Annotated in this window: 27 protein-coding genes; 15 read left to right on the forward strand and 12 right to left on the reverse strand. The window is 70.5% G+C overall.

The window, feature by feature from the left end:
• Nucleotides 1-8: 8 nt before the first annotated feature.
• Complete coding sequence (locus tag AB0G28_RS09730) at nucleotides 9-653, reverse strand: O-methyltransferase (protein WP_361085471.1); 645 nt, start codon at nucleotides 651-653, stop codon at nucleotides 9-11.
• Between the two features lie 190 nt (nucleotides 654-843).
• On the opposite strand from AB0G28_RS09730, the gene sigE reads away from it, so the two are divergent.
• From sigE to tatB, 4 genes are all read left to right on the forward strand, one after another.
• Complete coding sequence (gene sigE, locus AB0G28_RS09735) at nucleotides 844-1,461, forward strand: RNA polymerase sigma factor SigE (protein ID WP_361085474.1); 618 nt, start codon at nucleotides 844-846, stop codon at nucleotides 1,459-1,461.
• Complete coding sequence (locus AB0G28_RS09740) at nucleotides 1,458-2,111, forward strand: zf-HC2 domain-containing protein (protein ID WP_361085477.1); 654 nt, start codon at nucleotides 1,458-1,460, stop codon at nucleotides 2,109-2,111. The genes sigE and AB0G28_RS09740 overlap by 4 nt, the downstream gene beginning before the upstream one ends.
• Before the next feature lie 170 nt (nucleotides 2,112-2,281).
• Entirely contained in the window at nucleotides 2,282-3,799 is a 1,518-nt protein-coding gene (locus tag AB0G28_RS09745) for a trypsin-like peptidase domain-containing protein (protein WP_361085480.1), read from the forward strand.
• A gap of 77 nt (nucleotides 3,800-3,876) precedes the next feature.
• Nucleotides 3,877-4,302, forward strand: a complete 426-nt coding sequence (gene tatB, locus AB0G28_RS09750) for a Sec-independent protein translocase protein TatB (RefSeq protein ID WP_361085483.1) — start codon at nucleotides 3,877-3,879, stop codon at nucleotides 4,300-4,302.
• Between the two features lie 395 nt (nucleotides 4,303-4,697).
• On the opposite strand, the gene AB0G28_RS09755 is transcribed toward tatB, so the two are convergent.
• The 4 genes from AB0G28_RS09755 to AB0G28_RS09770 are packed head-to-tail and all read right to left on the reverse strand — an operon-like array spanning nucleotide 4,698 to nucleotide 8,534.
• On the reverse strand, nucleotides 4,698-5,843 hold the full coding sequence (locus tag AB0G28_RS09755; RefSeq protein WP_361085486.1) for an Mrp/NBP35 family ATP-binding protein: 1,146 nt from the start codon (nucleotides 5,841-5,843) through the stop codon (nucleotides 4,698-4,700).
• A gap of 10 nt (nucleotides 5,844-5,853) precedes the next feature.
• Nucleotides 5,854-6,354 carry a DUF1003 domain-containing protein gene (locus tag AB0G28_RS09760; protein WP_361085489.1) on the reverse strand — a complete coding sequence of 167 codons (501 nt, stop codon included), beginning with the start codon at nucleotides 6,352-6,354 and terminating at the stop codon, nucleotides 5,854-5,856.
• On the reverse strand, nucleotides 6,347-7,624 hold the full coding sequence (locus AB0G28_RS09765) for a CBS domain-containing protein (RefSeq protein WP_361085492.1): 1,278 nt from the start codon (nucleotides 7,622-7,624) through the stop codon (nucleotides 6,347-6,349). The genes AB0G28_RS09760 and AB0G28_RS09765 overlap by 8 nt, the downstream gene beginning before the upstream one ends.
• 10 nt (nucleotides 7,625-7,634) lie before the next feature.
• Nucleotides 7,635-8,534, reverse strand: coding sequence for an aminoglycoside phosphotransferase family protein (locus tag AB0G28_RS09770; RefSeq protein ID WP_361086273.1), 900 nt, complete (start codon nucleotides 8,532-8,534; stop codon nucleotides 7,635-7,637).
• A 92-nt stretch (nucleotides 8,535-8,626) separates the two neighbouring features.
• Here AB0G28_RS09770 and AB0G28_RS09775 point away from each other — a divergent pair, with 92 nt between their 5' ends.
• The gene (locus AB0G28_RS09775) at nucleotides 8,627-9,487 is read left to right on the forward strand and encodes a slipin family protein (RefSeq protein ID WP_361085495.1); all 861 of its coding nucleotides are present in this window, start codon (nucleotides 8,627-8,629) and stop codon (nucleotides 9,485-9,487) included.
• Here AB0G28_RS09775 and AB0G28_RS09780 read toward each other — a convergent pair.
• Nucleotides 9,484-10,263: a DUF4190 domain-containing protein gene (locus AB0G28_RS09780; protein WP_361085498.1), complete on the reverse strand. Its 780-nt coding sequence runs from the start codon at nucleotides 10,261-10,263 to the stop codon at nucleotides 9,484-9,486. The genes AB0G28_RS09775 and AB0G28_RS09780 overlap by 4 nt on opposite strands.
• A gap of 185 nt (nucleotides 10,264-10,448) precedes the next feature.
• On the opposite strand from AB0G28_RS09780, the gene AB0G28_RS09785 reads away from it, so the two are divergent.
• From AB0G28_RS09785 to ugpC, 6 genes are all read left to right on the forward strand, one after another.
• Nucleotides 10,449-11,645 (forward strand): acyl-CoA dehydrogenase family protein, encoded by a 1,197-nt coding sequence (locus AB0G28_RS09785; protein WP_361085501.1) that lies wholly within the window; start codon nucleotides 10,449-10,451, stop codon nucleotides 11,643-11,645.
• A gap of 113 nt (nucleotides 11,646-11,758) precedes the next feature.
• Entirely contained in the window at nucleotides 11,759-12,283 is a 525-nt protein-coding gene (locus AB0G28_RS09790; protein WP_361085504.1) for a general stress protein, read from the forward strand.
• Nucleotides 12,284-12,527: 244 nt separating this feature from the next.
• Complete coding sequence (locus AB0G28_RS09795) at nucleotides 12,528-13,850, forward strand: ABC transporter substrate-binding protein (RefSeq protein ID WP_361085507.1); 1,323 nt, start codon at nucleotides 12,528-12,530, stop codon at nucleotides 13,848-13,850.
• Complete coding sequence (locus tag AB0G28_RS09800) at nucleotides 13,847-14,803, forward strand: sugar ABC transporter permease (protein ID WP_361085510.1); 957 nt, start codon at nucleotides 13,847-13,849, stop codon at nucleotides 14,801-14,803. Before AB0G28_RS09795 ends, AB0G28_RS09800 begins: the two co-directional genes overlap by 4 nt.
• Nucleotides 14,803-15,642, forward strand: coding sequence for a carbohydrate ABC transporter permease (locus tag AB0G28_RS09805; protein ID WP_361085513.1), 840 nt, complete (start codon nucleotides 14,803-14,805; stop codon nucleotides 15,640-15,642). The genes AB0G28_RS09800 and AB0G28_RS09805 overlap by 1 nt, the downstream gene beginning before the upstream one ends.
• A gap of 4 nt (nucleotides 15,643-15,646) precedes the next feature.
• On the forward strand, nucleotides 15,647-16,822 hold the full coding sequence (gene ugpC, locus AB0G28_RS09810) for a sn-glycerol-3-phosphate ABC transporter ATP-binding protein UgpC (protein ID WP_361085516.1): 1,176 nt from the start codon (nucleotides 15,647-15,649) through the stop codon (nucleotides 16,820-16,822).
• 52 nt (nucleotides 16,823-16,874) lie between these two features.
• Here the strand turns inward: ugpC and AB0G28_RS09815 are convergent, their stop codons facing one another.
• On the reverse strand, nucleotides 16,875-17,750 hold the full coding sequence (locus AB0G28_RS09815) for a hypothetical protein (protein ID WP_361086276.1): 876 nt from the start codon (nucleotides 17,748-17,750) through the stop codon (nucleotides 16,875-16,877).
• A gap of 286 nt (nucleotides 17,751-18,036) precedes the next feature.
• On the opposite strand from AB0G28_RS09815, the gene AB0G28_RS09820 reads away from it, so the two are divergent.
• A complete protein-coding gene (locus AB0G28_RS09820) occupies nucleotides 18,037-18,231 on the forward strand; it encodes a PspC domain-containing protein (RefSeq protein ID WP_361085519.1) in 195 nt (64 codons plus the stop codon).
• Nucleotides 18,232-18,310: 79 nt separating this feature from the next.
• Here AB0G28_RS09820 and AB0G28_RS09825 read toward each other — a convergent pair whose 3' ends face one another.
• Nucleotides 18,311-18,976, reverse strand: coding sequence for a helix-turn-helix domain-containing protein (locus AB0G28_RS09825; RefSeq protein WP_361085522.1), 666 nt, complete (start codon nucleotides 18,974-18,976; stop codon nucleotides 18,311-18,313).
• Nucleotides 18,977-19,095: 119 nt separating this feature from the next.
• On the opposite strand from AB0G28_RS09825, the gene AB0G28_RS09830 reads away from it, so the two are divergent.
• On the forward strand, nucleotides 19,096-20,595 hold the full coding sequence (locus AB0G28_RS09830) for an MFS transporter (RefSeq protein WP_361085525.1): 1,500 nt from the start codon (nucleotides 19,096-19,098) through the stop codon (nucleotides 20,593-20,595).
• Nucleotides 20,596-20,623: 28 nt separating this feature from the next.
• Here the strand turns inward: AB0G28_RS09830 and AB0G28_RS09835 are convergent, their stop codons facing one another.
• Genes AB0G28_RS09835 through AB0G28_RS09845 form a run of 3 tightly spaced genes read right to left on the reverse strand, consistent with a single transcriptional unit; the run spans nucleotide 20,624 to nucleotide 23,249 of the window.
• A complete protein-coding gene (locus AB0G28_RS09835) occupies nucleotides 20,624-21,280 on the reverse strand; it encodes a response regulator transcription factor (protein ID WP_361085528.1) in 657 nt (218 codons plus the stop codon).
• On the reverse strand, nucleotides 21,277-22,422 hold the full coding sequence (locus AB0G28_RS09840; RefSeq protein WP_361085531.1) for a histidine kinase: 1,146 nt from the start codon (nucleotides 22,420-22,422) through the stop codon (nucleotides 21,277-21,279). Before AB0G28_RS09840 ends, AB0G28_RS09835 begins: the two co-directional genes overlap by 4 nt.
• Nucleotides 22,419-23,249, reverse strand: a complete 831-nt coding sequence (locus AB0G28_RS09845) for a CPBP family intramembrane glutamic endopeptidase (protein WP_361085534.1) — start codon at nucleotides 23,247-23,249, stop codon at nucleotides 22,419-22,421. Before AB0G28_RS09845 ends, AB0G28_RS09840 begins: the two co-directional genes overlap by 4 nt.
• Before the next feature lie 179 nt (nucleotides 23,250-23,428).
• Between AB0G28_RS09845 and AB0G28_RS09850 the strand changes: the two genes are divergently transcribed.
• Together AB0G28_RS09850 and AB0G28_RS09855 are read left to right on the forward strand one after the other, a co-directional pair.
• Nucleotides 23,429-23,923, forward strand: coding sequence for a SigE family RNA polymerase sigma factor (locus tag AB0G28_RS09850; protein WP_361085537.1), 495 nt, complete (start codon nucleotides 23,429-23,431; stop codon nucleotides 23,921-23,923).
• Complete coding sequence (locus AB0G28_RS09855) at nucleotides 23,923-24,663, forward strand: hypothetical protein (protein WP_361085540.1); 741 nt, start codon at nucleotides 23,923-23,925, stop codon at nucleotides 24,661-24,663. The genes AB0G28_RS09850 and AB0G28_RS09855 overlap by 1 nt, the downstream gene beginning before the upstream one ends.
• Before the next feature lies 1 nt (nucleotide 24,664).
• On the opposite strand, the gene AB0G28_RS09860 is transcribed toward AB0G28_RS09855, so the two are convergent.
• Nucleotides 24,665-25,666: a zinc-binding dehydrogenase gene (locus tag AB0G28_RS09860; protein WP_361085543.1), complete on the reverse strand. Its 1,002-nt coding sequence runs from the start codon at nucleotides 25,664-25,666 to the stop codon at nucleotides 24,665-24,667.
• Nucleotides 25,667-25,701 lie beyond the last annotated feature (35 nt).

Raw genomic sequence — 25,701 nt, forward strand, 5'->3', positions numbered from 1 at the left:
GCAACCGCTCAAATAGCGGCCGCGACCAGCAACCCGCCACCGACCGGCAGCAGGGCCGGGACCAGGCGTTCGTCCTCCCGGAACGCCCGCGCGACCTCGCGCAGCGCGAGCGTCTCGGGATCGCGGTGGGAAGGGTCGATGACCCGGCCGCCGGCCAGCACGTTGTGGAACGCGATGATCCCGCCGCGCCGCAGGAGCGACACGCCCAGCTCGTAGCAGCCGGGGTACTCGATGTGCGCGGAGTCGACGAACACCAGGTCGTAGCCGCCCGGCGTGAGCCGCTGCAGCACGTCCAGTGCCCGGCCGATGATCAGGCGGGTGCGGCCCGGCGCGAACCCGGCCTCGCGGAACGTCGCGCGCGCGGCCCGCTGGTACTCCGGTTCGACGTCGATCGACGTCAGGACGCCGTCGGGCGCCATCCCGCGCAGCAGGCTCAGCCCGCTCACCCCGGCGCCGGTGCCGACCTCGACGACCGCCTTCGCGCACAGCGTCGCGGCCAGGAAGCGCAGCGTCGCGCCCGCGCCGGCGCTCAGCGGGGTGCAGCCCAGGTCCTCGGCCCGTGCCCGCGCCGAAGACAGCACCTCGTCGTCGGGCAGGTACCCGTCGACGAACCCGGAATCGACCGGCGCGGCCGCAGGGGTGGGCGTGTTCACGCACGGAGGTTAGCGTTGGTTGTCGATAAATCCGCGCAGGCTCCCTGGTAAGCACCCGGGAAGAAGTTCTCAGCCTGCTCTCAGTCCAGTCTCACTAGAACCATAAGGAACCCGGAGAGACTGAAATCCGAACACACGGGAACACCGTGCCGAGGACCCGCGTTGGGTGGAGCAGACAGGAGATACGCAGATGGAGGTGCCTGCTCCCGCGATGCAGAACGCCGTTGCCGATGACGCTGTCGCGGTTCAGCCCGTGACCCTGGACGAGGCGGCCTGGACGCCGCCGTCCTGGGACGAGGTCGTCCGCGAACACGGTGACCGGGTCTACCGGCTCGCCTACCGCCTGACCGGCAACACGCACGACGCCGAGGACCTGACGCAGGAGACCTTCATCCGGGTCTTCCGCTCGCTGGCGTCGTACAAGCCCGGCACGTTCGAGGGCTGGCTGCACCGGATCACCACCAACCTGTTCCTGGACATGGCCCGCCGCCGCTCGCGCGTGCGGATGGAGGGCCTGCCCGAAGACACCGACCGCATCGTGGGCGACGACCCGAGCCCCGAGCAGGTCTATTCGGACACCCACCTGGACCCGGACCTGCAGGCGGCGCTCGACGAGCTGCCCCCGGAGTTCCGCGCCGCCGTCGTGCTGTGCGACGTCGAAGGGCTGTCGTACGAGGAGATCGGTGCGACGCTGGGTGTCAAGCTGGGCACGGTCCGCAGCCGGATCCACCGTGGCCGCCAGGCGCTGCGCGCTTCGCTGGAGCGTAGGCGCGCTTACGCACCGGAGTCTGCGAAGGTGTCGGTATGACCGCACCGCGAGGCTGGGGACTCCCCGAGTCGCACCTGCTGCCGGACGTCGTGGTGGCGTTCGTCGACGGCGAGCTCTCGCACGGCGCCCGCGACCGCGCGGCGTCGCACATCACCCGCTGCCCGGCATGCGCGGCCGAAGTGCGCGCGCAGCGTCAGACGATGGAGGCGGTCCGCCGCGCGTCGGCACCGTCGATGTCGGCGGGCTTCCTGGCCAGCCTGCAGTCGATCCCGCAGCACACGGAGCTGCCGAGCACCCCGGACAACCTGGCGATCACGGCCGACGGCCAGCTGGTCGCGGTCCAGCGTCCGGACCGCGTCGCGGGCCTGCGTGACGCGGGCGTCCTGGGCGGCGTGGCACCGCTGGGCTCGTCGGCGCCACTGGGCCAGTCCCCGAACGTCCTCGGCGGCGGCCGCTTCAAGCGCCGCGCGGCGCAGGGGGCGGGCGTGGTGGTGTCCGGTCTGGTGCTGAGCGCGCTGGCGCTGGTGGGCACGTCCGCGGACGGCGGAGACGGCGTTCCGGAGACGGGCGGCGGAGTGCCCCAGCCGGCGAACCTGCTCCCGGCCCAGATGGCGGTACCCCAGCAGCAGGCACCGGCGTCGACGGCGCCGACAACCACGCCGGTCGCGGTTCCGGCCGGAATTCGCTGAGCCGGCTTAGGGATCTTTGAGGGCCGCTGTGAGGAAATCCTCGCGGCGGCCTTCGTTGCGTGCGCCTGCCGCCACGCCAAGAAACAGCCACTTCACCGGCGGACCGGCAGACTCGGAGCACTGGGCTTGGGTATCGTCACGCCCAGCCACCTGATCTTCAGCACCGGGGAATGATGACCGAGCCGAACGAGAATCCCGAGCAGCCCGGCGCGCGCGAAGCCGACCGGCTGGGTCCGCGGCCGCTCGCGCGGCCGGCTGTCGATCCGGCGCAGGCCGCCGTGTTCGGCAGGCCGCACGGGGTCGACGGGGCGTTCGACAAGCTCTACACCCCGCAGAAGACCAACGGCGTCAACCTCGCGCCGCCCGCGCCCGAGTCGCTCGCCGAGGCCTTCCGGCGGCCGCCCGGGGCCGAAGGCGTCCTCCTCGAACGGCCGCGGGAAGCCACCGGTGACGCGCCGGGAGCCGAACCGCCCCTGTGGACCGGGACCGGCGATCCGTGGCGCGATCCGGGGGCCGCCGCCGTTCTCGCCGGGCCCGCGATGCCCGCCGAGGACGAAGAGAAGCCCGCCAAACGGCCACCCGGGGCCCTGCTCAGCCTGCCCGAGGTGCTCTTCGGCCGCCGCGTGCAGCCGAAGGCTCTTGTCCTGCTCGGCGTTGTCGCGCTGCTCGTCGGTGCGGCCGGGGGACTCGTCGGCTGGTGGGTCGCCGACACCGGCAGCGAGCTCACCGGCTCCGCCACGATTTCCGAGGCCGAGGTGGGCAAGGAGCGCCCGGCCGGGTCGGTCGCCGACATCGCCAAGCGCGTCGCGCCCGCCGTCGTCTCGCTCGAGGTGTTCAAGCCCGGTGCGGACTCCGGTGAGCAGGGCTCCGGCGTGATGATCGACCCGCAGGGCTACATCCTCACCAACGAGCACGTCATCGCCTCCGCCGCCGCGGACCCGGGCGTCAAGGTCACCGCCGTCTTCATCGACGGCACCCGCACCGAGGCCAAGCTGGTCGGCGCCGACCAGAAGACCGACCTCGCCGTCGTGAAGGTCAACGTCACCAACCCGACCGTCCTGCAGATCGGCAAGTCCTCGGACCTGCAGGTCGGCGACACCGTGATGGCGATCGGCTCGCCGCTGGCGTTGCAGAACTCGGTGACCGCCGGGATCGTCAGCGCGCTGAACCGGCCGATCACCGCGGGCGGCGACAACGGCGCCCCGCCGGTCACCTACGAGGCCATCCAGACCGACGCGGCCATCAATCACGGCAACTCGGGCGGCGCGCTCGTCGACTCCACCGGCGCCCTGGTCGGCATCAACTCGTCGATCCGCTCGGCCGGCGCGGACGGCGGCAGCATCGGCATCGGCTTCGCCATCCCGAGCGACTACGCGATCAAGATCGCGAAGGCGCTGATCAAGGACGGCAAGGTCCAGCACGCCGACATCGGCATCAACGCCTCCTCGACGGTCGCCGGCTCGGCCACGATGGGCGCGCAGGTGAAGAACGTCGCGCCCGGCGGCCCGGCCGCGAACGCGGGCATCAAGGAAGGCGACGTGATCACGAAGATCGGCAACCGGCTCGTCCGCGACTCCGCCGAGCTGACGGTCGCGGTGCGCGCGCACAACGTCGGCGAAGTGGTCCCGGTGTCGCTGGCCCGCGACGGCGCGAGCTTCGTCGTCGACGTAACCCTGGCTTCCGACTGAGTTCCCGCGTTCGGCCTGCCTTTACGCGGGCCGGGGCGGGTACCCTGGGCGGGTAGGTTCCGAGCGGAGGTAGACGGGTGTTCGACAGCGTCGGATGGGGGGAGATCCTCGTCCTCATCATCGCCGGTCTCTTCATCCTCGGCCCGGAACGGCTGCCGGAGGCGGCGTCCTGGCTCGCGAAGAGCGTGAAGAAGGTCCGCGACTTCGCGACCGGTGCGCGCGAGCAGCTGCGCGAGGAGATGGGCCCGGAGTTCGACCAGCTGCGCAAGCCGCTGGAGGACCTGCGCGGGCTGCGCAACTTCGACCCGAAACGGGTGGTGACGCAGCACCTCTTCGACGGCGACGCCGACCCGCTCGGCCTGAAGGGCATCACGAACGGCAGCCCGAACCTGGGCGGGACCAACGGTTCCAACGGCTCGAACGGCTACACGGCCCCGGCGCAGTCCCAGCCCGAGCCGCTCAAGCCCGGCGAGCGCCCGCCGATCGACCCGGACGCCACGTAGTCCGGTTTCGCGAGGAGGCCGCGTTCCGCGTGGCGGCCGCTGCGATGTCCTGAACGACTCGTTCAAGTCGTCGGATGTCCTGAACGACTCGTTCAGGACATCGAGCGAGCCACCCGGCCCGGCGTGAACGGCACGTTGAGGGATGACCTGCACCCCGGACCACCCAGACCTCCCCGCAACCCCGATACGAAGCCGTTGTCACAATCCGGCTTCGGGGTGGTGGGCCAACGGGAACGCCAGCCGCTCAAGCCCGGCGGGCGCCCGCCGATCGACCCGGACGCCACGTAGCTTCCGCAGTTCTCATGCGCCCCAATGTGGCGTTGGGTGCGTTGGACGCACCGAACGCCACATTGGGTGCGTTGGACGCACCCAATGCCACATTGGGGCGCTTGGGGCTAGCGGCCGGCCGGGGTGACGTTCAGCATCATCCCGGCCAGCCCGCGGGCCCGGACCGAGAGCTTCTTCGCCACGTCGCCGAGCACCACGGAGGCCGGTGCCTCCGGCTCGGACAGCACGATCGGCGTACCCGCGTCGCCCTGGGCGACCACCCGCGGGTCCATCGGGACCTGGCCGAGCAGGGGCACCTCGGAGCCGATCGACTTCGTCAGCGAGTCGGCCACCGTCTGGCCGCCGCCGGAACCGAAGATCTCCATGCGCTCACCGGAAGGCGTCTCCAGCCACGACATGTTCTCGATGACCCCCGCCACGCGCTGACGCGTCTGCAGGGCGATCGCGCCGGCCCGCTCGGCCACCTCGGCCGCCGCCTGCTGGGGTGTGGTCACCACCAGGATCTCCGCGTTCGGGATCAGCTGGGCCACCGAAATCGCGATGTCGCCCGTGCCCGGGGGCAGGTCCAGCAGCAGGATGTCCAAGTCGCCCCAGAACACGTCCGCCAGGAACTGCTGCAACGCCCGGTGCAGCATCGGGCCTCGCCACACCACCGGGGTGTTGCCCGGGGTGAACATGCCGATCGAGATCACCTTCACGCCGTGGGCCTGCGGCGGCATGATCATCGTGTCGACCTTCGTCGGCTTCTCGCGCGCGCCCAGCATGCGGGGGATCGAGTGGCCGTAGATGTCCGCGTCCACGACGCCGACCGAGAGGCCGCGCGCCGCCATCGCCGCCGCCAGGTTCACCGTCACCGACGACTTGCCCACGCCGCCCTTGCCCGAGGCCACGCAGTACACCCGCGTCATCGAGCCCGGCTGCGCGAACGGGATCACCGGCTCCGCCGCGTCGCCCCGGAGCGACTTCCGCAGCTCCGTGCGCTGCTCGTCGCTCATCACGTCCAGCTCGACCCGGACGTCGACCACGCCCGGCAGCTTCGAGACCGCCTCGCGAGTGTCGTTGGTCAGCGTCGCCTTCAGGGGGCAGCCCGCCACCGTCAGGTAGATCCCGACCGTCACGACGCCGTCGTCGCCGACGGCCACGTCCTTGACCATCCCCAGGTCCGTGATGGGTTTCCGGATCTCCGGGTCTTGCACGCTCTTCAGCGCGCTGCGGACGTCGTCGACGCTGGGGAGCTGCTGCGTACTGGTCACCCAGTCCATGTTACGAGCCGGTAGGAGTGCGGGACTTCTTGGGCTTGACGTCCAGGTCCTCCCGCAGCCGGTCGAGTTCGCTGCGCAGGTAGTCGCGCGTCGCCACCTCGCCGATCGCCAGCCTCAGCGCCGCCAGCTCCCTGGCCAGGTACTCCGTGTCCGCCTTCGTCTGGGCCGCGCGGTTGCGGTCCTCCTCCAGGGAGACGCGGTCGCGGTCGTCCTGGCGGTTCTGCGCCAGCAGGATCAACGGCGCCGCGTACGCCGCCTGCGTCGAAAAGGCCAGGTTGAGCAGGATGAACGGGTACGGGTCCCACTGCAGCGACACCGCCGTGATGTTCAGCACGATCCACACCACGACGATCAGCGTCTGCCAGAACAGGTACTTCCCGGTGCCCAGGAACCGCGCGATCCGCTCGGTGAACCGGCCGAACGAGTCCGGGTCGATGTTCAGCTTGAACCGGGCTTGGCTGCGGGGCTGGTCGAGCCGCCGTCCCGAAGTCAGCTCAGGCACGGTCTTCCTCCAAGGTGTCGTGCAGCCCGGTCTCGCGCCAGTCCTCCGGCAGCAGGTGGTCGAGGACGTCGTCGACGGTCACGGCGCCGATCAGGTGGTCCTCGGTGTCGACGACCGGCCCGCAGGTCAGGTTGTAGGCCGCGAAGTACCGCGTGACCTCGGCCAGCGGCGCGCCCGGCTTCAGCGGCGGCAGACCGGTGTCGACGGCGCTGGCGACCAGCTCCGCCGGCGGCTCCCGCAGCAGCCGCTGGAAGTGGACGACGCCGACGTAACGCCCGGTCGGCGTCGCCGTCGGCGGGCGGCAGACGAACACCATGCTGGCCAGCGCCGGCGGCAGTTCGGCGTTGCGGATGTGCGCCAGCGCCTCGGCGATCGTCGTGTCCGGGGTCAGCACCACCGGCTCCGGCGTCATCAGGCCGCCGGCGGTGTCGGAGGAGTACTCCAGCAGCCGCCTGACCGGCGCGGACTCCTCCGGCTCCATCAGCTCCAGCAGCCGGCTCTGGTCGGCCGGGGCCAGCTCGGCGAGCAGGTCGGCCGCGTCGTCGGGGTTCATCGCCTCCAGGACGTCGGCCGCGCGCTCCTCGGCCAGGTAGGCCAGCAGCTCCTTCTGGTCGTCGTCCGGCAGCTCTTCGATGACGTCGGCGAGGCGCTCGTCGTCCATCGCGTCGGCCACCTCGTGCCGCCGCTTCAGCGGCAGGTCGCGGACCGTCGCCGCGATGTCGGCCGCGCGCATGGTGTCGAACAGCATCAGCAGCTGCCCGGCGCCCTGGGGCTGGCCGGTGAGGTCGGTCAGGCCCAGCCCGGCCACCTCCGCCCACGGCAGCACCTGCATCGCCGAGCGGCGGCGGCCCAGGCCCCCGCGCCGCTCGCGGATGGCGAGCTTGGCCAGGACCCAGTCACGCGTGCGGGTCGGTTCCATCCCGGCGTCGACGACCGTGATCCGCGTGTCCGACCCGGCCAGCGTGGCGTGCGCGTCGAGCAGCTGGCCGAGCACCAGGACCTCGTTGGGCCGCTGGTTGAACTGGCGCATGTTGACCGAGCCGGTGGCCAGCGTCACCGCGGTCGGTTCGATCGACGTGACCCGCAGCATCGGGACGAAGACGCGCCGCCGCGTGGTCAGCTCGACGACCAGGCCGAGGATCCGCGGCGGCTGCGCGTCGAGGCGCAGCCCGGCGACCAGGTCGCGGACGCGGCCGATCGACTCGCCATCGGGGCCGAATACCGGCAACCCGGACAGCTGAGCTGCGAAAACCCTGTTGACGGCGGCCATGCCGCTGACACTATCGGCTGGCCGCCCAGACAGCGATTTCCGGCACTGTGACGTAGGCCGGGTCGTCGCTGTCCGCCGACTCCTCGAGCATCCAGATCCAGTTCTGCACCGCCCGCACGAGCGTCCAGGCGCGCGCCTTCTTCGCGTCCAGTTCCTGTGAAGCGACGATGAGCGCGAACCGTTCGTCCAGTGTGGACTCCGTGAAGCGGTTCCAGAACAACGGGATGACACCCCATTCGAGGTCGCCCGCCAGGGGTTTCGGGTCGATGACGAGCCACGGCTCGCGCGTGCCGGCCAGGACGTTCTCGAAGTGCAGATCCTCGTTCACCAGCAGTTCACCCGCCGACGGCCCGAGTTCGCGGCAGATCGCGACGGCGTCGTCGACCAGCCGCCGCTCGAACGGCCCGCCGAGCGCGGCCCAGCGGAGGGGAAGCTCTTCGGTCAACCGCGCCGCTTCGTCGCGCAGCCGTCGCCGCATCGACGATGGCGCCGGGACCGCCAAGCGCCGCGCCAAGCCGCCGATGAGCGGGATCGCCGAGCGCAGCGGGAGGTCGTCGAGTGTGCGGCTCGCGTCCAGCCGTTCGAGCAACAGGACGCCGTCGTCCGGCGCGGACTCCAGCAGCAGCACCGCACCCCGACCGGCCCATGTGGACAGTGCGAGCGGCTCGTCGGCGGACTCTTCATCGCGCCAGCCCAGTTTCAGCACCACCGGTGTGCCGTCGGCGCGGCGCGCGGGCTGCACGACGCCGACGTAGCCGTGCATCGCCTCGCCCTCGAACGTCAGGCCCCACTTCCCGGCGTATTCCGCGGCGAGGTCCGGCAGGGCCGCGAGCCACGGGACGGCCTCCGCGCCGAGCACTCGCGGGGCGCGGGCGGCGAACAACCGGGGTACGCGGAGATCGTCCACCACCCCATCGTGGCGGTCGTGTCCAGTGCGTTTCGTCGGGGTCCGCACCGGCGTACGCTGGGATTTCACGGGATAACGCAACCCCGGGAGCAGTCATGGTGGTGGAGATTCTCAGCGCCGTCGTCGTCGCGGGTGGGGCCTGGCTCGCGGCCAGCGTGCGTGTGGTGAAGCAGTACGAACGTGGCCTGGTCTACCGGTTCGGCCGGGTGCGCTCGCGGATCGCGGAACCCGGCCTGATGCTGCTGGTCCCGTTCGCGGACCGGCTGCAGAAGGTCAACATGCAGATCGTGACCATGCCGGTGCCGGCCCAGGACGGCATCACCCGCGACAACGTCACGGTCCGGGTCGACGCCGTCGTCTACTTCAAGGTCATCGACCCGGTCGTCGCGGCGGTCAACGTGCAGGACTACCGGTCGGCGGTCGGCCAGGTCGCGCAGACGTCGCTGCGCTCGATCATCGGCAAGAGCGACCTCGACGACCTGCTCTCCAACCGCGAGCGCCTCAACGAGGGCCTGGAGCTGATGATCGACAGCCCGGCGCTGGACTGGGGCATCCACATCGACCGCGTCGAGATCAAGGACGTCGCCCTGCCGGAGGCGATGAAGCGCTCGATGTCGCGGCAGGCCGAGGCGGAGCGGGAACGACGCGCGCGCGTCATCTCCGCCGACGGCGAGCTGCAGGCGTCGCACAAGCTCGCGCAGGCCGCGGCGACGATGGCCGACACCCCCTCGGCGCTGCAGCTGCGGCTGCTCGAGACCGTCGTGCAGGTGTCGTCGGAGAAGAACTCGACGCTGGTGCTGCCGTTCCCGGTGGAGCTGCTGCGGTTCCTGGACGCGCAGACGCCGAAGCCCGCGGCCGCGGCACCCGCCGCCGAGGAGCCGAAGCCCGAGGTGAACGGCCACGCGGCGCCGTCGCCGCGCAGCCCCGGTGACGCGGTGCTGCCGACCGCGGACTAGTCCAGGTAGCCGTTGGCGCCCAGGATGATCAGGGTGGTGAAGAAGCCGGTCCACAGCGCGATCACGACGTAGCCGACGATCACGGCGGCCGTGGCCAGCCCGCGGCCGCCCGCTTCGCCGCGGTTCGTCTTGCTCAGCGCGATGTGGCCCATGATCAGCCCGGCGAGCGCGGTGACGAGGGAGCAGAAGCCGAGGATCGAGCAGACCAGGGCGCCGATCGCGAGCGCGTTGTCCTGCTGGCGCGGCGCGGCCGCGTACGGCTGCCCGTACGGCACTTGCGGCGGGTACGGCTGCCCGTACGCCGGTGGGTAGGGCTGCTGGTAGGCCGGCTGCGGGAACTGCGGCTGGTACACCGGCTGCGGTTCGCCCGGAGTGGCGTACGGCGTGCCGGGGATGTACGCGGCGGGCGTCTCGTACGCGCCGGGCGGCAGCTGACCGGGCTGTTCCGGGGCGGCCGTGGTGTCCTGGGCGGCCGAGGTGCCTCCGGTGCCCGGGCCGGGCGCCGCCGAGACGCTCGTGCCGGCCGCCGACGTGTCGGAGACGCCGGTGTCGGAGACGACCGTGTCGGAGGTGCTCGTGTCGGCGACGACCGTGTCGGACACCATCGTGTCGGACACCATCGTGTCGGACACCGTCGTGTCGGACGCTGCCGGCTCCGCGACCGGCGGGTCGTAGTTCTCCGGCGCGTACGGCGCCGGGTCGGCGGTCGGCGGCGGGTCGTACGGCGCGGTCGGGTCGGCGGCCGGACGGTCCTTGTCCCCGGACGGGTCGGTCATGACGGGTCCCCTCGATGCGTGCTGGGCTCCCACGTTAGCCGCCCGGCGGCGGCCGACGGCGGGAGATCCGCCGACCGTGGCCGCCGGGAGCGTGAGCGTCCTCATAGCAGGGTTTCGGCTTTCGGGTCATACTCACCGGTAACCCAGCGCCGGGAGCGGCGTCGTACTCCGGAAAGGGAGCCGTGATGGCCCGTCTCGCCCAGACCGCCGGCCTGTCCGACGTGCAGTCGGAGATCCTCGCGACCGTCCGCCAGTTCGTGGACAAGGAGGTCATCCCGCACGCGCAGGAGCTCGAGCACGCCGACACCTACCCCGCCGACATCGTCGAGGGCATGAAGGAGATGGGCCTGTTCGGGATCACCATCCCGGAGGAGTACGGCGGGCTCGGGGAGTCGCTGCTGACCTACGCGCTGGTCGTCGAGGAGATCGCGCGGGGCTGGATGAGCGTGTCCGGCGTGATCAACACGCACTTCATCGTGGCGCACATGATCTCCCGCCACGGCACGGAAGCGCAGAAGCAGCACTTCCTGCCGCGGATGGCGACCGGCGAGGTCCGGGGCTCCTTCTCGATGTCGGAGCCCGACCTCGGCTCGGACGTCGCCGCGATCAAGACGAAGGCCAAGAAGACCGACGACGGCTACGTCATCGACGGCTCGAAGATGTGGCTGACCAACGGCGGCTCGTCGAACCTGATCGCGCTGCTGGTGCGCACCGACGAAGGCGCCGAGAAGCCCCACCAGAACCTGACGACGTTCCTGGTCGAGAAGCCGGAGGGCTTCGGCGAGGTGGCGCCCGGGCTGACCATCCCCGGCAAGATCGACAAGATGGGCTACAAGGGCGTCGACACGACCGAAGCGGTCTTCGACGGCTACAAGATCGGCGCCGACATGGTGCTCGGCGAGGCGCCGGGCAAGGGCTTCGCGTACATGATGGACGGTGTCGAGGTCGGCCGCGTCAACGTCGCGGCGCGCGCCTGCGGCATCGCGATCCGGGCGTTCGAGCTCGCGGTCGAGTACGCCCAGCAGCGCAAGACGTTCGGCAAGGCGATCGCCGAGCACCAGGCCGTGGCGTTCAAGCTGGCGGAGATGGCGACCAAGGTCGAGGCGGCCCACCTGATGATGGTGAACGCGGCCCGGCTCAAGGACTCCGGCGCGCGCAACGACGTCGAGGCCGGGATGGCGAAGCTCATCGCGTCCGAGTACTGCGCGGAGGTGACGCAGGACGCGTTCCGGATCCACGGCGGTTACGGGTACTCGAAGGAGTACGAGATCGAGCGGCTCATGCGCGAGGCGCCGTTCCTGCTCATCGGCGAGGGCACCAGCGAGATCCAGAAGACCATCATCAGCCGCGGCCTGCTGCGGGAGTACAAATCGCGGTCCTGAACGGCACATGTCGCTCTGTCGACAATTCGCCGCCCGGCCTTTCGGGGTAAGCGGCTCGCACGGCCGGGGTGTTCTTGACAAGATGGACACCCAGGACCACGAGTGCGCAGGTGATGATGGTGAGTAGTCCCTTTGGCGGGGGCCGGGCGCCCGGCGGCCTGCCGCGGCTGCCGACCCCGCCGACCGGCTGGCCGATCGGGTCGTACGCGACCTACGGCGAAGCGCAGCAGGCGGTCGACTTCCTCGCGGACAGCGAGTTTTCGGTCAGTGACGTCACGATCGTCGGCGTCGACCTGATGCTGGTCGAACGCGTCATCGGGAAGCTCAGCTGGGGCCGCGTCCTCGGCACCGGCGCGGTGTCCGGGGCGTGGTTCGGCCTGTTCGCGGGGCTGCTGCTCGGGTTGTTCGTCAACCAGGGCTTCGCGCTCCAGCTGCTGACCGGGCTGGTGCTCGGCGTGCTGTCCGGGCTGATGTTCGCCGCCATCGGGTACAGCATGTCGCGGGGACGGCGGGACTTCTCGTCGGCGAGCCAGCTCGTCGCCGGCCGCTACGACGTCCTGTGCCAGCCGCGTTCGGCCGAACAAGGCCGGGAACTGCTCGCCAAGCTCGCTTTGAAACCGCCGTCCGCGAACGCCTGAAAAAGCGGGCCTCTAGCAGGGAAAAATCACGATTCGGCGCGCGGTGCGCTGAATCGTTACCGATACTGCTTGCGGGGTGTGATCGCCCGGCATAAGTTGGCCGACACCAGTCGGGCGGCCTCGCCCAACCAGCGCGGCGGCCCGAGCACTAGCACGTCGGGGTGCTGGCGCGGTTCGCCTCATCGCGTCGCGGTGCCCACCGGGGTACCGCGGTAACCGGCGTGCACGCGGGTGAGGAGGCCTGATGGGGAAGAGGATCGGCGCGGGCAAACGGGGACGCTCGCCCGGCCGCACCGCGGCCCTGCTGGGGGCAGGGGCTTTGGTGACCGGCATGCTGGCCGGGTGCGGAACGAGTTCCGGACTCAAGATCAATATCTACATGTCACCCGAGGACAACTTCCAGAAGGTTGTCGACGCCTGCAACGTGAAGGCGGCCGGGAAGTACGAGATCGTCTACAACAAGCTGCCGCGCGGGGCGGACGACCAGCGGCTGCAGATGGCGCGCCGGCTGGCCGCGGGCGACACCGCCATGGACATCCTGGGCCTCGACGTCACGTGGGTCTCGGAGTTCGCCGAAGCGGGCTGGGCCGAGGAATGGACCGGCCAGAACAAGGTGGAGGCTTCGCAGGGCGTCCTGCAGGGTCCGCTGGACACGGCGACCCACAACGGGAAGCTGTACGCGGCCACGAAGAACACCAACGTGCAGCTGCTCTGGTACGACGACCGGGTGACGCCCACGCCGCCGAAGACGTGGGACGAGATGATGCAGAAGTCCCAGGAGCTCAAGGGACAGGGCAAGCCCTACGAGATCGTGTTCACCGGCGCGCAGTACGAAGGCCTGGTCGTCTTCTACAACACGCTGGTCGCGTCGATGGGCGGGCACATCCTGTCCGACGACGGCAAGTCCGTGGTGATGGACGACGGTGCCGTGAAGGCGCTGGAGCTGCTCAAGAAGGTCTCGACCTCGGGGCTCACCGACCCGTCGCTGAGCAACATGAAGGAGGACGACATCCGGCAGGCGTTCCAGCGCGGCCAGGCGGCGTTCCAGCTCAACTGGCCGTACGTCTACGCCGCCTACGCCAAGGACAAGAAGGCGGACCTCCCGCACTTCAAGTGGGCCGTCTACCCCGAGGCCCAGGCCGGCATGCCCGCCCGGACCACGATCGGCGGGTTCGACCTGGCGGTGAGCACCTATTCGCAGCACAAGCCGGAAGCCTTCGAGGCGGCGTTGTGCCTGCGCAGCCCGGAAAGCCAGAAGACCTCCGCGATCAACGACGGCGTGCCGCCGAGCATCGAATCGGTGTACCACAACGACGTCCCGCTGGACCCGGGCAAGCCGGCGTCGGCCGACAACCCGAACATGGCGATCCAGTACCCGATGCGCGACGCGATCCTCGCCGCGCTCAAGACCGCCGCGGTGCGCCCGCTGACCCCGGCGTACCAGAACGCCTCGACGGTGATCTCGAAGATCCTTTCGCCGCCGCAGGACATCGACCCGCAGGCCACCGCGGCCAAGCTGCGGGAGCAGCTCGGTGACGCGCTCCAGTCGAAGGGAGTGATCCCGTGACCGTCCAGGACTCGACCCCGGCCACCGTCGCCGAGGAGGCGACGCCGGCCAAGCGGGGCAAACCCGCGCTCTCCGAAGGGAAGAAGGCCGAGCGCAGGCTCGGGCTGTGGCTGTGCGCGCCCGCGTTCATCGTGATGATCGCGGTCACCGGCTACCCGATCCTCTACTCGCTCTGGCTGTCGCTGCAGCGGTACGACCTGCGGTTCCCGGCGCAGCAGAAGTTCATCGGGTTCGACAACTACGCGGCCGTGCTGTCCAGTTCGTACTGGTGGACGGCGTTCGGCACCACGATGTTCCTCACCGTGGTGTCGGTGGCGATCGAGTTCGTGCTCGGCATGGCGCTGGCGCTGATCATGCACCGGACGCTCGTCGGCCGCGGCCTGGTCCGCACCGTCGCGCTGATCCCGTACGGCATCGTCACGGTCGTCGCGGCGTTCTCGTGGTACTACGCGTGGACGCCGAAGACCGGCTACCTGGCGAACTTCCTCGCCGCCGACGCGGCCCCGCTGACCCAGCAGTGGCCGTCGCTGTTCATCATCATCGGCGCCGAGGTGTGGAAGACCACGCCGTTCATGGCGCTGCTGCTGATGGCCGGCCTGGCGCTGGTGCCGGACGACCTGCTCAAGGCCGCGGCGATGGACGGCGCGACCGCGTGGCAGCGGTTCACGAAAGTGATGCTGCCGGTGATGAAGCCGGCGATCCTGGTGGCGCTGCTGTTCCGCACGCTCGACGCGTTCCGCATCTTCGACAACATCTACGTGCTCACCAACGGAGCGCAGGACACCGGGTCGGTGTCGATGCAGACCTACGACAACCTGGTCAAGGGACTCAACCTCGGCATCGGGTCGACGATGGCGGTGCTGATCTTCATCACGGTGGCGATCATCGCGTTCATCTTCATCAAGGTGTTCGGCACGGCCGCACCGGGTTCGGACGACGGGGGTAAGCGCTGATGACGATGGGAACCGTCACGACGGGCCGCAAGGTCAGGTGGGGCCTCGTCGACATCCTCGTGCTGGTGTTCGCGCTGGTGCCGGTGCTCTGGGTGGTTTCGCTGTCGTTCAAGACCAAGGACACGATCACCGACGGGGCGTTCATCCCGCAGTCGTGGACCTGGCAGAACTACGCGGACATCTTCCAGACGTCGGAGTTCCTGCTGGCGCTGGTCAACTCGATCGGCATCGCGATCATCTCGACGGTGATCGCGGTGGTGCTGGGCACGATGGCCGCGTACGCGGTCGCCCGGCTCGACTTCCCCGGCAAGCAGGTCCTCGTCGGGCTGTCACTGCTGATCGCGATGTTCCCGCAGGTGTCGCTGGTGACGCCGCTGTTCAACATCGAGCGGAACATCGGGCTGTTCGACACGTGGCCGGGGCTGATCCTGCCCTACATCACGTTCGCGCTGCCGCTGTCGATCTACACGCTGTCGGCCTTCTTCCGGGAAATCCCGTGGGAGCTGGAAAAGGCGGCGAAGATGGACGGCGCGACGCCGGCCCAGGCGTTCCGGAAGGTGATCGCGCCGCTGGCCGCGCCGGGCGTGTTCACCACGGCGATCCTGGTGTTCATCTTCTGCTGGAACGACTTCCTGTTCGCCATCTCGCTGACGTCGACGACGGCGTCGCGCACGGTGCCGGCGGCGCTGTCGTTCTTCACCGGGTCCTCGCAGTTCGAGGACCCGACCGGGCAGGTGTGCGCGGCCGCGGTCGTGATCACCATCCCGATCATTGTGTTCGTGTTGTTCTTCCAGCGTCGCATCGTGGCGGGGCTGACCTCCGGTGCGGTGAAGGGGTAACGCCATGGCAGAAATCGTGCTCGACAAGGTGTCGAAGAAGTACCCCGACGGCGCCCTCGCCGTGTCCGAAGTGGACATCACGATCAACGACGGCGAGTTCATCATCCTGGTCGGCCCGTCCGGCTGCGGGAAGTCGACGACGCTGAACATGGTCGCCGGCCTGGAGGACATCTCCTCCGGCGAGCTGCGCATCGACGGCCAGCGCGTCAACGAGAAGGCCCCGAAGGACCGGGACATCGCGATGGTGTTCCAGTCCTACGCGCTCTACCCGCACATGAGCGTCCGGGAGAACATGGCCTTCCCGCTGCGGCTGGCCAAGGTCGACGACAAGACGGTGCGGGCGAAGGTCGAGGAAGCCGCGAAGATCCTCGACCTGACCGCGCACCTGGACCGGAAGCCGGCCAACCTCTCCGGTGGCCAGCGCCAGCGCGTCGCGATGGGCCGGGCGATCGTGCGGAGTCCCAAGGCGTTCCTGATGGACGAGCCGCTGTCCAACCTGGACGCCAAGCTCCGCGGCCAGATGCGGACGTCGGTGTCGAAGATCCAGAAGCAGCTCGGCACGACGACGCTGTACGTGACGCACGACCAGACCGAAGCCATGACCCTGGGCGACCGGGTCGTGGTGCTGCGGGCCGGGTACGTGCAGCAGATCGGCTCGCCGCAGTTCCTCTACGACAACCCGGCGAACCTGTTCGTGGCCGGGTTCATCGGCTCGCCGTCGATGAATTTCGTCCCGGCGACGCTGGAGAACAACGAGCTGCGGAGCGCGCTGGGCACGACACCGCTGACGGACCGCGTCCGGCAGCTGGTGGAGAAGGCCGGCGCACCGCGTGACGTCATCGTCGGCATCCGGCCGGAGCACTTCGAGGACGCGGCGCTGGTCGCGGACAAGACCGGCGGGGGGACGTTCACCGCGCACATCGACGTGCTCGAGTCGATGGGTTCGGAGAAGTTCGCCCACTTCACCCTGGAAGGCGAGACGGCGACGTCCGAGGAGCTGGCGGAACTGGCCGCGGACAGCGGCTCGTCCGACGTCCCGGGCGCGGAGTCCCAGGTCGTGGCCCGCCTCTCGGCGGAGTCGTCCGCGACGGAGAACGCGGACCTCGAGATCTGGTACGACGCGGACAAGATCAAGCTGTTCGACCCCTCGAACGGCAAGAACCTCACCTACGAGGACTGACCGAAGTCCGTGAAGGCCTCCTTACCGGCTCTTATGACCGGTAAGGGGGCCTTCACGGCTGTCCGGGGGTCGGGAGGCGGGGGAGGATCGACGTCGCCGCCGCGCGGGCCAGGGCGCACGTGCCGTCGCCCGCGGTGCCCGCGGTTTCGACGACGCTGATCTCCGCCAGCTCGCGGCGTCCGGGCAGGCCCGGCGCCGGCTGGGTGGTGTCGACCAGGCAGAACGCGCCCGCGATGCGGACCCGGGCGTCGCGGCCGCCCAGCTTCTCGGGCGGGGTGCCCGTCGCCTCGACCGTTTCGACGGTCAGCTTCAGACTGACCTTGCCGCGGATGCAGCTGTGCCCGGTCAGGCCGGTCGTCGGCCGGCTGCCCGCCCCGGCGGCGGCGTCGAGGTCGTGGTTGTCGAGCAGGACGCACGGCGCGACCCGGCCCCACGAGCGGTCCGGGAACGTCAGCCGCCGGACCTTGCCCGCGGTGATCGCGGCCAGTGCCGAGCCGACGGTGGCGTCCGCGATGCCGCAGCGCGAGGCCTGGTCGTTGCCGGTGTCGGTGACCGACAGGTCGAGCCGGTTGCCGTCGGCGAAGGTGATCGCGCGGGTGCACGCGCTGCGGTCGTTGAAGTTCGACTCCTGGATCGCGACGCCGTCGGGCACCGTCCCGAGGTAGGCGTAGGGCTTGATGTTCGGGTCGGAGTCGAACGCCAGCGGCCCGACGAGGATCGTGCGCGGCCCGAGCGTGGCCCGGCAGCTTTCGAACGTCGGGACGGCGACCGCGCCGGGCGCCACCTCGGGCACGTCCAGCAGGCTGCAGTAGTCGACGCTCCCGAAGTCGCCGAGCGCGGCGGAGGCGGTCAGCGGGGTGGGCCCGGAACTCTGCTGGGGCGCGGCCTGGGTTTTCGCGCAGCCGGCGGCGAGCAGGGCGCAGAGCATCGCGACGACCAAGGTTTTCGAACGCGGGTACACGGGGTGCAAGTATCACCACATCGGACCGAAAAACCAGCCCTGACGGGGACATGTCTCACTATTGACCCGACATCGGGAGAAGAACGCGCAGGTCATCGGATTTCCGGCCCGATTTCGCCCGGTTCGCCGGTCGGCTGAACGATTTTCGGATTTACCCTCCCCTAAGGGAACGATCCTTCCCGCGAGCGATGCGGAAGCGGGTACTCCGGTGGTGAAGTAGCGGTATCGGAACTTCGAGGAAAGGGAAAAGACGATGAGCGCACCGGTCACGCGACGGCTGTCCCGTCCCCGCAACGGCCGCATGATCGGCGGCGTCTGCGCGGGCCTGGCCCAGAGGTACGGCATGAAGCCCGGCACGGTCCGGCTGCTGGCCGTGCTGTCCTGCCTGCTGCCCGGGCCGCAGTTCGTGGCCTACCTGATCCTGTGGGCGGTCATTCCGTCCGAGTGACCCGGGGCCAGTGTCGCGAATGAGTCATTCGGGACGTGCGAGGTCCCCAATGACTCATTCGCGACCTTTCGGAGTCCCGTCAGGGGCGCCAGCAGGACATCGCTTCTTCGATCTCTTCCTCGTCGAGCGCGGGGTGCGGCAGCTCCGACGGCTTGCCGGGTTGGGCGCGCAGCCCGTCGAGCAGCATGCCGAGGCTGCGGCGCCACAGGTCCGGGTCGACCGCGCACGTGAACTCGACCACCGAGCCGACCATCATGTGCAGCAGGGCCATGTCCGACGGGGCGAAGTCCGGCCGCAGCCCGCCCGCCTCCTTGGCCCGGTCGACCAGCTGTGTGATCAACGGCACCATGCGGGCTTTTTCGGCGGCGACGTGCTCGTGGCCGAACTGGTTGGACAGCATGATCTCGCGCAGCCCGCGGTCGGTGGAGTGCAACTCGGCCGCTTTCCACGTGAAGTCCACGAACGCCTGCCACGCGTCTTCGGCCTTCAGCGATTGCTGCGCGAGTTCGACGATCTCTTCCATCCGCTCGGCGAACATGGCCTCGACCAGGTGTTCCTTGCTGGGGAACCGGCGGTAGACCGTGCCGACGCCGAGGCCGGCGTGGTGGGCGATGTCGTCCAGCGTGGCCTCGAGCCCGCGCAGGCCGAACACTTCGCGGGCCGCCGCGAGGATGCGACGGCGGTTGAGTTCAGCGTCACGCCGCAGCGGCCGCGCCGGTGCGGCGGGACCAGCGTCCCGTGCCATGCCGTCCAGTCTAACGCCTCAAGTAGAGGCGCTCTCTCCACTTCTTGTGTACCTTGGGTCGCGTAAGGGGAGATACCTACTCCACATAATCCTGTGATCACTTTTCGTGAGGACACCCCATGACCGAGTCCACGCTCGCCGTCGCGCCGTCGGGGGACACGCGCGCCGCCGAGAACCCCCACCACGCCAGACGGTGGCTGATCCTGGTGATGATCGGGATCGCGCAGCTGATGGTCGTGCTGGACGCGACCGTCGTGAACATCGCGCTCCCGTCCGCCCAGGTCGACCTCGGCTTCTCCAACGACGCCCGGCAGTGGGTCGTCACCGCGTACGCGCTCGCGTTCGGCAGCCTCCTGCTGCTCGGCGGGCGGCTCGCCGACCTCTTCGGCCGCAAGAACGCCCTGCTCGTCGGCTTGGCCGGCTTCGCCGCGGTGTCCGCGCTCGGCGGCGCGGCGACCAACATCGAAATGCTGCTCGTCGCCCGGGCGGCCCAGGGCGTGTTCGGCGCGCTGCTCGCGCCCGCCACGCTTTCGCTGCTGACCACGACGTTCACCGACCCGAAGGAACGCGGCCGCGCGTTCGGCGTGTTCGGCGCCATCGGCGGTGGCGGCGCGGCGGTCGGGCTGCTGCTCGGCGGCGTGCTCACCGAGTACCTCGACTGGCGCTGGTGCATGTTCGTGAACATCATCTTCGCGGTCATCGCGTTCGCCGGCAGCTCGGTCCTGCTCCGCAACCAGAAGGACGACGGCCCGCGCCCGAAGCTGGACCTGCCGGGCACGATCACCGCGTCGGCCGGTCTGTTCGCCCTGGTCTACGGCTTCGCGAACGCCGAGTCGGACTCGTGGTCGTCGGTGTCGGTCTGGGGCTTCCTGGCCGGGGGTGTGGTGCTGCTGGGCGTGTTCGTGTGGCTGCAGCAGCGCGTCGAACACCCGCTGCTGCCGCTGCGCGTGCTGCTCGACCGGGACCGCGGCGGCTCGTACCTGGCGATGTTCCTGCTCGCCATCGGGATGTTCGCGATCTTCCTGTTCCTGACGTTCTACGTGCAGCAGAACCTGCAGTTCACGCCGATCCAGAGCGGCGTCGGCTTCCTGCCGATGGTGGCGACGCTGATGCTGTCCGCCACGACGGCGACGGCCGTGCTGCTGCCGCGCTTCGGCCCGAAGCCGCTGGTGCCGACGGGCATGGCGATCGCCGCCGCGGGCCTGTTCTGGCTCAGCGGCATCGGCCTCGACAGCACGTACGCCTCGGGCGTACTCGGCCCGCTGCTGGTGATGGGCTTCGGCATCGGGCTGGCGATGGCGCCGGCGATGAGCGTCGCGACGTTCGGCGTCGAGGCGCACGACGCGGGTGTCGCGTCGGCGGCGGTGAACACGATGCAGCAGGTCGGTGGCTCGATCGGCACGGCGTTGCTGTCGACGCTCGCCGGCAACGCGGCGACGGCCTACCTCGCGGGCAAGGTCCCGACGCCGCAGCTCGCGGCGGAGGCGGCGATCGAGAGCTACACGACGGCGTTCACCTGGGCCGCCGTGATCTTCGTGGCGGGTGGCGTGTTGAGCGCGCTCCTGCTGCGCCCGGGCGTCCCGAAGGGTGAGGCGGCGCCGGGCGCCGTGCACATGTAGTTCCTGGTGACGTGACCGGGTCTCCCGGTCACGTCACCAGTCCGTGGCGGTAGGCGTAGACGACCGCCTGGACCCGGTCGCGCAGCTCGAGCTTGGTGAGGATGCGCGACACGAACGTCTTGACGGTCTCCGGGCTGATCACGAGACTCGCGGCGATTTCGCTGTTGGACAGGCCGTCCGCGATGAGCCGGAGGACCTCCAGTTCGCGTGGCGTCAACGGAACCTCGGGTGTGGTGCCTGCGGGCCGGATGCGGGCCGCGTGCCGCCCCACCAGCTGGCGCGTCACCTCCGGGGCCAGCAGGGCCGCGCCGGAGGCGACGGTCCGGATCCCGTTCAGCAGCTGGTCCGGCGGCGCGTCCTTGAGCAGGAACCCGCTCGCGCCCGCGCGCAACGCCTCGTAGACGTACTCGTCGAGGTTGAACGTCGTCAGCACGAGCACCTTCACCGGGTGCGGGACACCGGCTCCGGCCAGCAGGCGGGTGGCTTCGATGCCGTCGAGCACCGGCATGCGCACGTCCATCACGACGACGTCCGGGCGCAGTTTTCCGGCGAGGTCGACGGCGGCGCGCCCGTCCCCGCATTCGCCCGCCACCTCGAAGTCGGGCTGTGCGCCGATGATCGTGACGAGCCCGGTGCGGATCAGCATCTGGTCGTCGCAGACCAGGACCCGGATCGGCGCGGTCACGACCGGTTCCCGGTGGGAATCCGCGCCCGCACGAGGAAACCGGCGCCGGCCGGCTCCGCGCTGAAGTCGCCGCCCAGGACGCGAACCCGTTCGCGGAGGCCGGCGAGGCCCCGCCCGCTCCCGCCGGGGGACGCGTCCCCCGAGCCGGAACCGTCCGTGCCGACCTCCACCTCGATCTCCCGTTCGTCGTGGCGGACCCGGACCGACGTCCGGCTGCCGTGCGCGTGCTTGAGGGCGTTCGTCAGGGCTTCCTGCACGACCCGGTAGGCGACGAGGTCGGCGCTGCCCGCCGACTCAGCCGCCGTGCCTTCCTCGGCGAACTCCACCGGCTGCCCGGCCTCGCGCGCGTGCTCGACGAGTGTGCGCAGGCCGCCGGGCGGCGGCGTGATTTCGGGGCCGTGGTCGGGGTTGAGCAGGTCGAGCAGGTGCCGCAGGTCGGCGATGGCGCGGCGGCCGGTGCCGGTGATCGCGGTCAGCGTCTCCTCGAGGCGCTCGGGCGCGGCGGTGAGGTACCGGGCCGCCTCGGCCTGCACGACCATCGCCGTCACGTGGTGGGTGACGACGTCGTGGAGCTCGCGGGCGATGCGGTTGCGTTCGGCGGCCCGGGTGTCGTCGGCGACGCGGTGACGGCGTTCCGCTTCCGCGGCCCGGGTGGCCCGCAGCCAAGCGCCGGTTCCCCAAGCGAAGACCAGCAGCGCGAAGAAACTCACGAACTCGGTGACCGGCTCCGAACCGAGCCGGGAGAGAAGGATCGCGAGCGGCACGTATGCGACGGAGAACAGCAACGCGGTGACGCGCCGTCGTCGCTCCAGGTGGGCTCCCGCGCTCATCAGCGCGACGGCCAGCGCCGCGCTCGTGACCGAGTGGTAGCCGCGGAGCTGGTCGACGGCGAAGCCGAGCGCCACCAGCGTGAGGCACAGCGCCGGCCACCGCCGTCGCCCGGCGAGCGGGAGCGATTCGGCGAGGACCACCACGATCGCCAGCGCGTCGAAGGGACGGGCCGGCACGCCGCCCAGCTGCGTCCCGTGGCTCTGCAACGCCGGCACGAACGACGCCGCCAGGAACAGCAACCCGAGCGGGAGGTCCCGGACCACGACGTCGAGCCGGCGCCACCGTGCCAGGGCCGCCCGGTGCTCGATCACCGGGAAAGTGTAGTGACGTCGGCGCGCCCGGCGTTCCGGCGAGGCACCAGATTGCCGCGCCGGCGGGCCAGCCACAGGAGAGCGCACGTCGCCAGGACACAGAACAGCACCGAGTAAAGGCTGCCCTCCGGGCCGAACTTGCCGCCGGTGATGGCGACCGGCCCCGACGTCACGGCGTCCAGCAGGCCCTGCGGGGTGCCGTTGCCCGAAACCACCGTGCCGAAGATGCCCGCCGCGGCGAAGTTCCAGCCGAAGTGCAGGCCGATCGGCAGCCACAGCTTGCGGGTGGCGACGTACGCGGCGGTCAGCATGCCGCCGGCCTCGATCGCGATGGCGATGGCGCCCCACAGCGTCGCGTCCGCGTTGAACAGGTGCACCATGCCGAACAGCACGCCGGTCAGCACCAGGGCGATCCCCGTGCCCGTGCGCTCTTCGACGATGCGGAACAGGATGCCGCGGAACAGCAGTTCCTCCGTCACCGCGGCGGCGGCCATGAAGCCGACGAGCCCCACCGCGGCCGGCACCGAGCCCCAGCCGCGGATCTCGTAGTCCCCGAGCAGGGCGATGTTCGCGATGACGAGCCCGAACATCGCGACCCCGGCCAGCGCGCCCCGGCCGAGCGCGGGCCCGGCACCCGGCCTGGCCAGCTCGACGACCGGGCGGTGCTCGGTCCGCCGCACCACCCAGCGGTAGACGACCACCGCGAGCACGGCGGTCAGCCCGCCGAAGAACAGGGTGAGCCACGGATTTCCGTCCACCGCGCTGACGCACAGCTGACCGAGGAACGCGACCGCCGCGACGGCCACCAGCTGCCACACGAGCCTCATGAGAACCCCTTTTCGCCGAATCCGCTGTTTCGCGGCTGGGAAGAACGCTAGGGATCCGGCGGCCGGGAATCGTCACCTCGCGGTGGACACCCGCGCGTAGCTCGCACGGGGGACAATCGCTTGAACCTTTCCGGCCCTCCGCGCACTAGTAAGGGGGAGAGCGGGCGAAGGAGGGCACGGTGGCGACGTCGAGAGACCTCGATTTCAGCGAGTACTTCGCCGCGCGCGTCCAGCGGTTCCGCCGCGTGGCGTTCGCCCTCTGCGGCGACTGGCACGGCGCCGAAGACCTCGTCCAGGCCATGTTCGTCCAGCTGTACCGGCGCTGGCGGCGGGTGCGGCCGGACACCGTCGACGCGTACGCGCGCCGCATCCTGCTGAACCTGTTCCTCGCCGGGCGGCGGCGGTCCGGGTGGGAGTACGTGACGTCCTTCCCACCGGACTCGGCGTCACCTCCGGGTCGGGACACGTCTCTTCGGCTCGACGTCGAGCGCGCGCTCGCCGAGCTGACGCCGCGCCAGCGCGCGATGGTGGTGCTGCGGTTCCTCGAAGACCTCCCGGTGACGGAGGTCGCGGCACTGCTGGGCGTCGCCGAAGGCACGGTCAAGTCCCAGACGGCCCGCGGGGTCGAGGCCTTGCGCGCGGCCCTGCCGGCGCCGACGACGGAGGAGTCGTGATGGAAGACGTCCGGTCCGCGTTGACGGCGTATGTGACCGAAGGCGAACCGCCGATCGGCCTGTCCGGGGAGAATGTGCTTGCGGCGGCACGCCTTTCCCGCCGGCGGTACCTGCTCACGGGAGCGGTGGCCGTTTTGGTCGTCGTGCTCGCCTTGGGGCTGGCGGTGGTGGTGCTGCCGCACCGGGCCGAGGTCGCGAGCCGCCCGTGCCCGACGGCCTCGGACACGCGTGCGGCCCTGGTCGACCGGCTGAGCTGCTTGGTGGGCCGCGCGGTGCGTTCCCTCCTGCCGTCGGACGCGCAGATCTCGCGGTTGACGATCCCGGGGGAGACTCCCCCGGACGACCCGTTCCGCCTGATCGCCGACCCGGCCGGGGACGCGCCCGCGGACGCGTTGTTCCACATGGGCGTCCGGGTGACCGACGCGCGGGGGACGGGCTCGGTGTACGTCCTGATCCTGCCCGGCGGCGGAGGCGGCCCGCCCTGCGGCGATCCGGAAGAGATCTCCTGCCGCACGGAACCGACGGCCCAGGGCTTCATGTGGCTGGCGACACTGCGGACCGGGGACGTCGTGACCCACCGCGTGGGGCTCGCGACACTGAACGCGCACGTGCAGTTCTGGTCGAACAACAGCGGGGTGCTGCAGCAGATGGGCGTCCACCTGCCGAAGCAGCGCCCGGAACCGACGTTGACCCTCGACCAGGTGCGGCAGCTGGCTCTGACACCGGGACTGGACCTCTAGGTCACGGGACCAGGGCCACGAAACCGAGGCCCGTCGTCCGCTCCGCCAGCTCGAGGGCGCCCGCCGGGTCGTCCAGGCCGGCGGTCAGCAGCTCGACCGCCGAGAGGTCCAGCAGCCCGGCGCGGACCAGGTTCCACACCGTGGTCACCGTCTCCGCGTCGCTCATCCAGGAGCCGCGCAGGGTGAGCCTGCGGTGCATCAGGTCGCCGTACGGGATGGTGAGGTCCTGGCGCACACCGCCGACGAGTACCAGAGTTCCGCGCACCCGCAGGCTGTCGTAGCCGGCCATGGTCGCGTCCGCCGTCGGGGTGGCGCCGAGGGCGTCGAGGGCGACGTCGACCGGGCCGACGCCCGCCGCGTCCGCCGTCCGGTCGCCGGTCAGCCGGTGGACGCGCACGCGGGGGCCGAGTTCGGCCAGGCGGTCGAGCGCCTTTTCGTTGCGGCCCACCGCCGTCACCGTCGCCGCGCCTTCGGCGAGCGCCACCAGCACCGCCGCGCCGCCCAGCTGGCCCGTCGCCCCGACCACCGCGACGTCGCGGCCGGTCAGCGGACCCGCCGCGTGCAGGCCCGCGGCGGCGATGCAGAGCCACGGCAGGAACGCCAGCCGGGCCGGGTCCGGATGGTGTTCGGCACCGGGCAGCTTGACCAGCGTTTCCTTGGCACAGAGCGCTTTCTCCGCGAAAACGCCGTCGCGCCACACCGCGCGCATGCGATCGGTGCGCTCGCTGCCGGCGCCGGCCCCGCCGAGACCGACCCAGCCCACCAGGACCTCGTCGCCACCGCCCGCGTCGAGCAGCGCCGTGTCCAGCACGATGTCGCCCGGATCGACGTGGAACACGTCCGGCGCGACGTCGATCACGCGTCCGACGCAGGAGGGGCCGAGGGTCAGGGGGACCGGCAGGGCGCCGCGGTTCCCCTTGACCACCGCTTTCGTGTACGCGGGGAGGTGCGCGGCGAGCACCTCCACGATGACGCCACCGCCCTGGAGAGTGGGGGCCGGCACCTCGGAGAGGCGTACGTCGTCTTCTTGTGCAGCAA

The organism is Amycolatopsis sp. NPDC021455, assembly GCF_040640995.1.
Taxonomy (GTDB): Bacteria; Actinomycetota; Actinomycetes; order Mycobacteriales; family Pseudonocardiaceae; genus Amycolatopsis.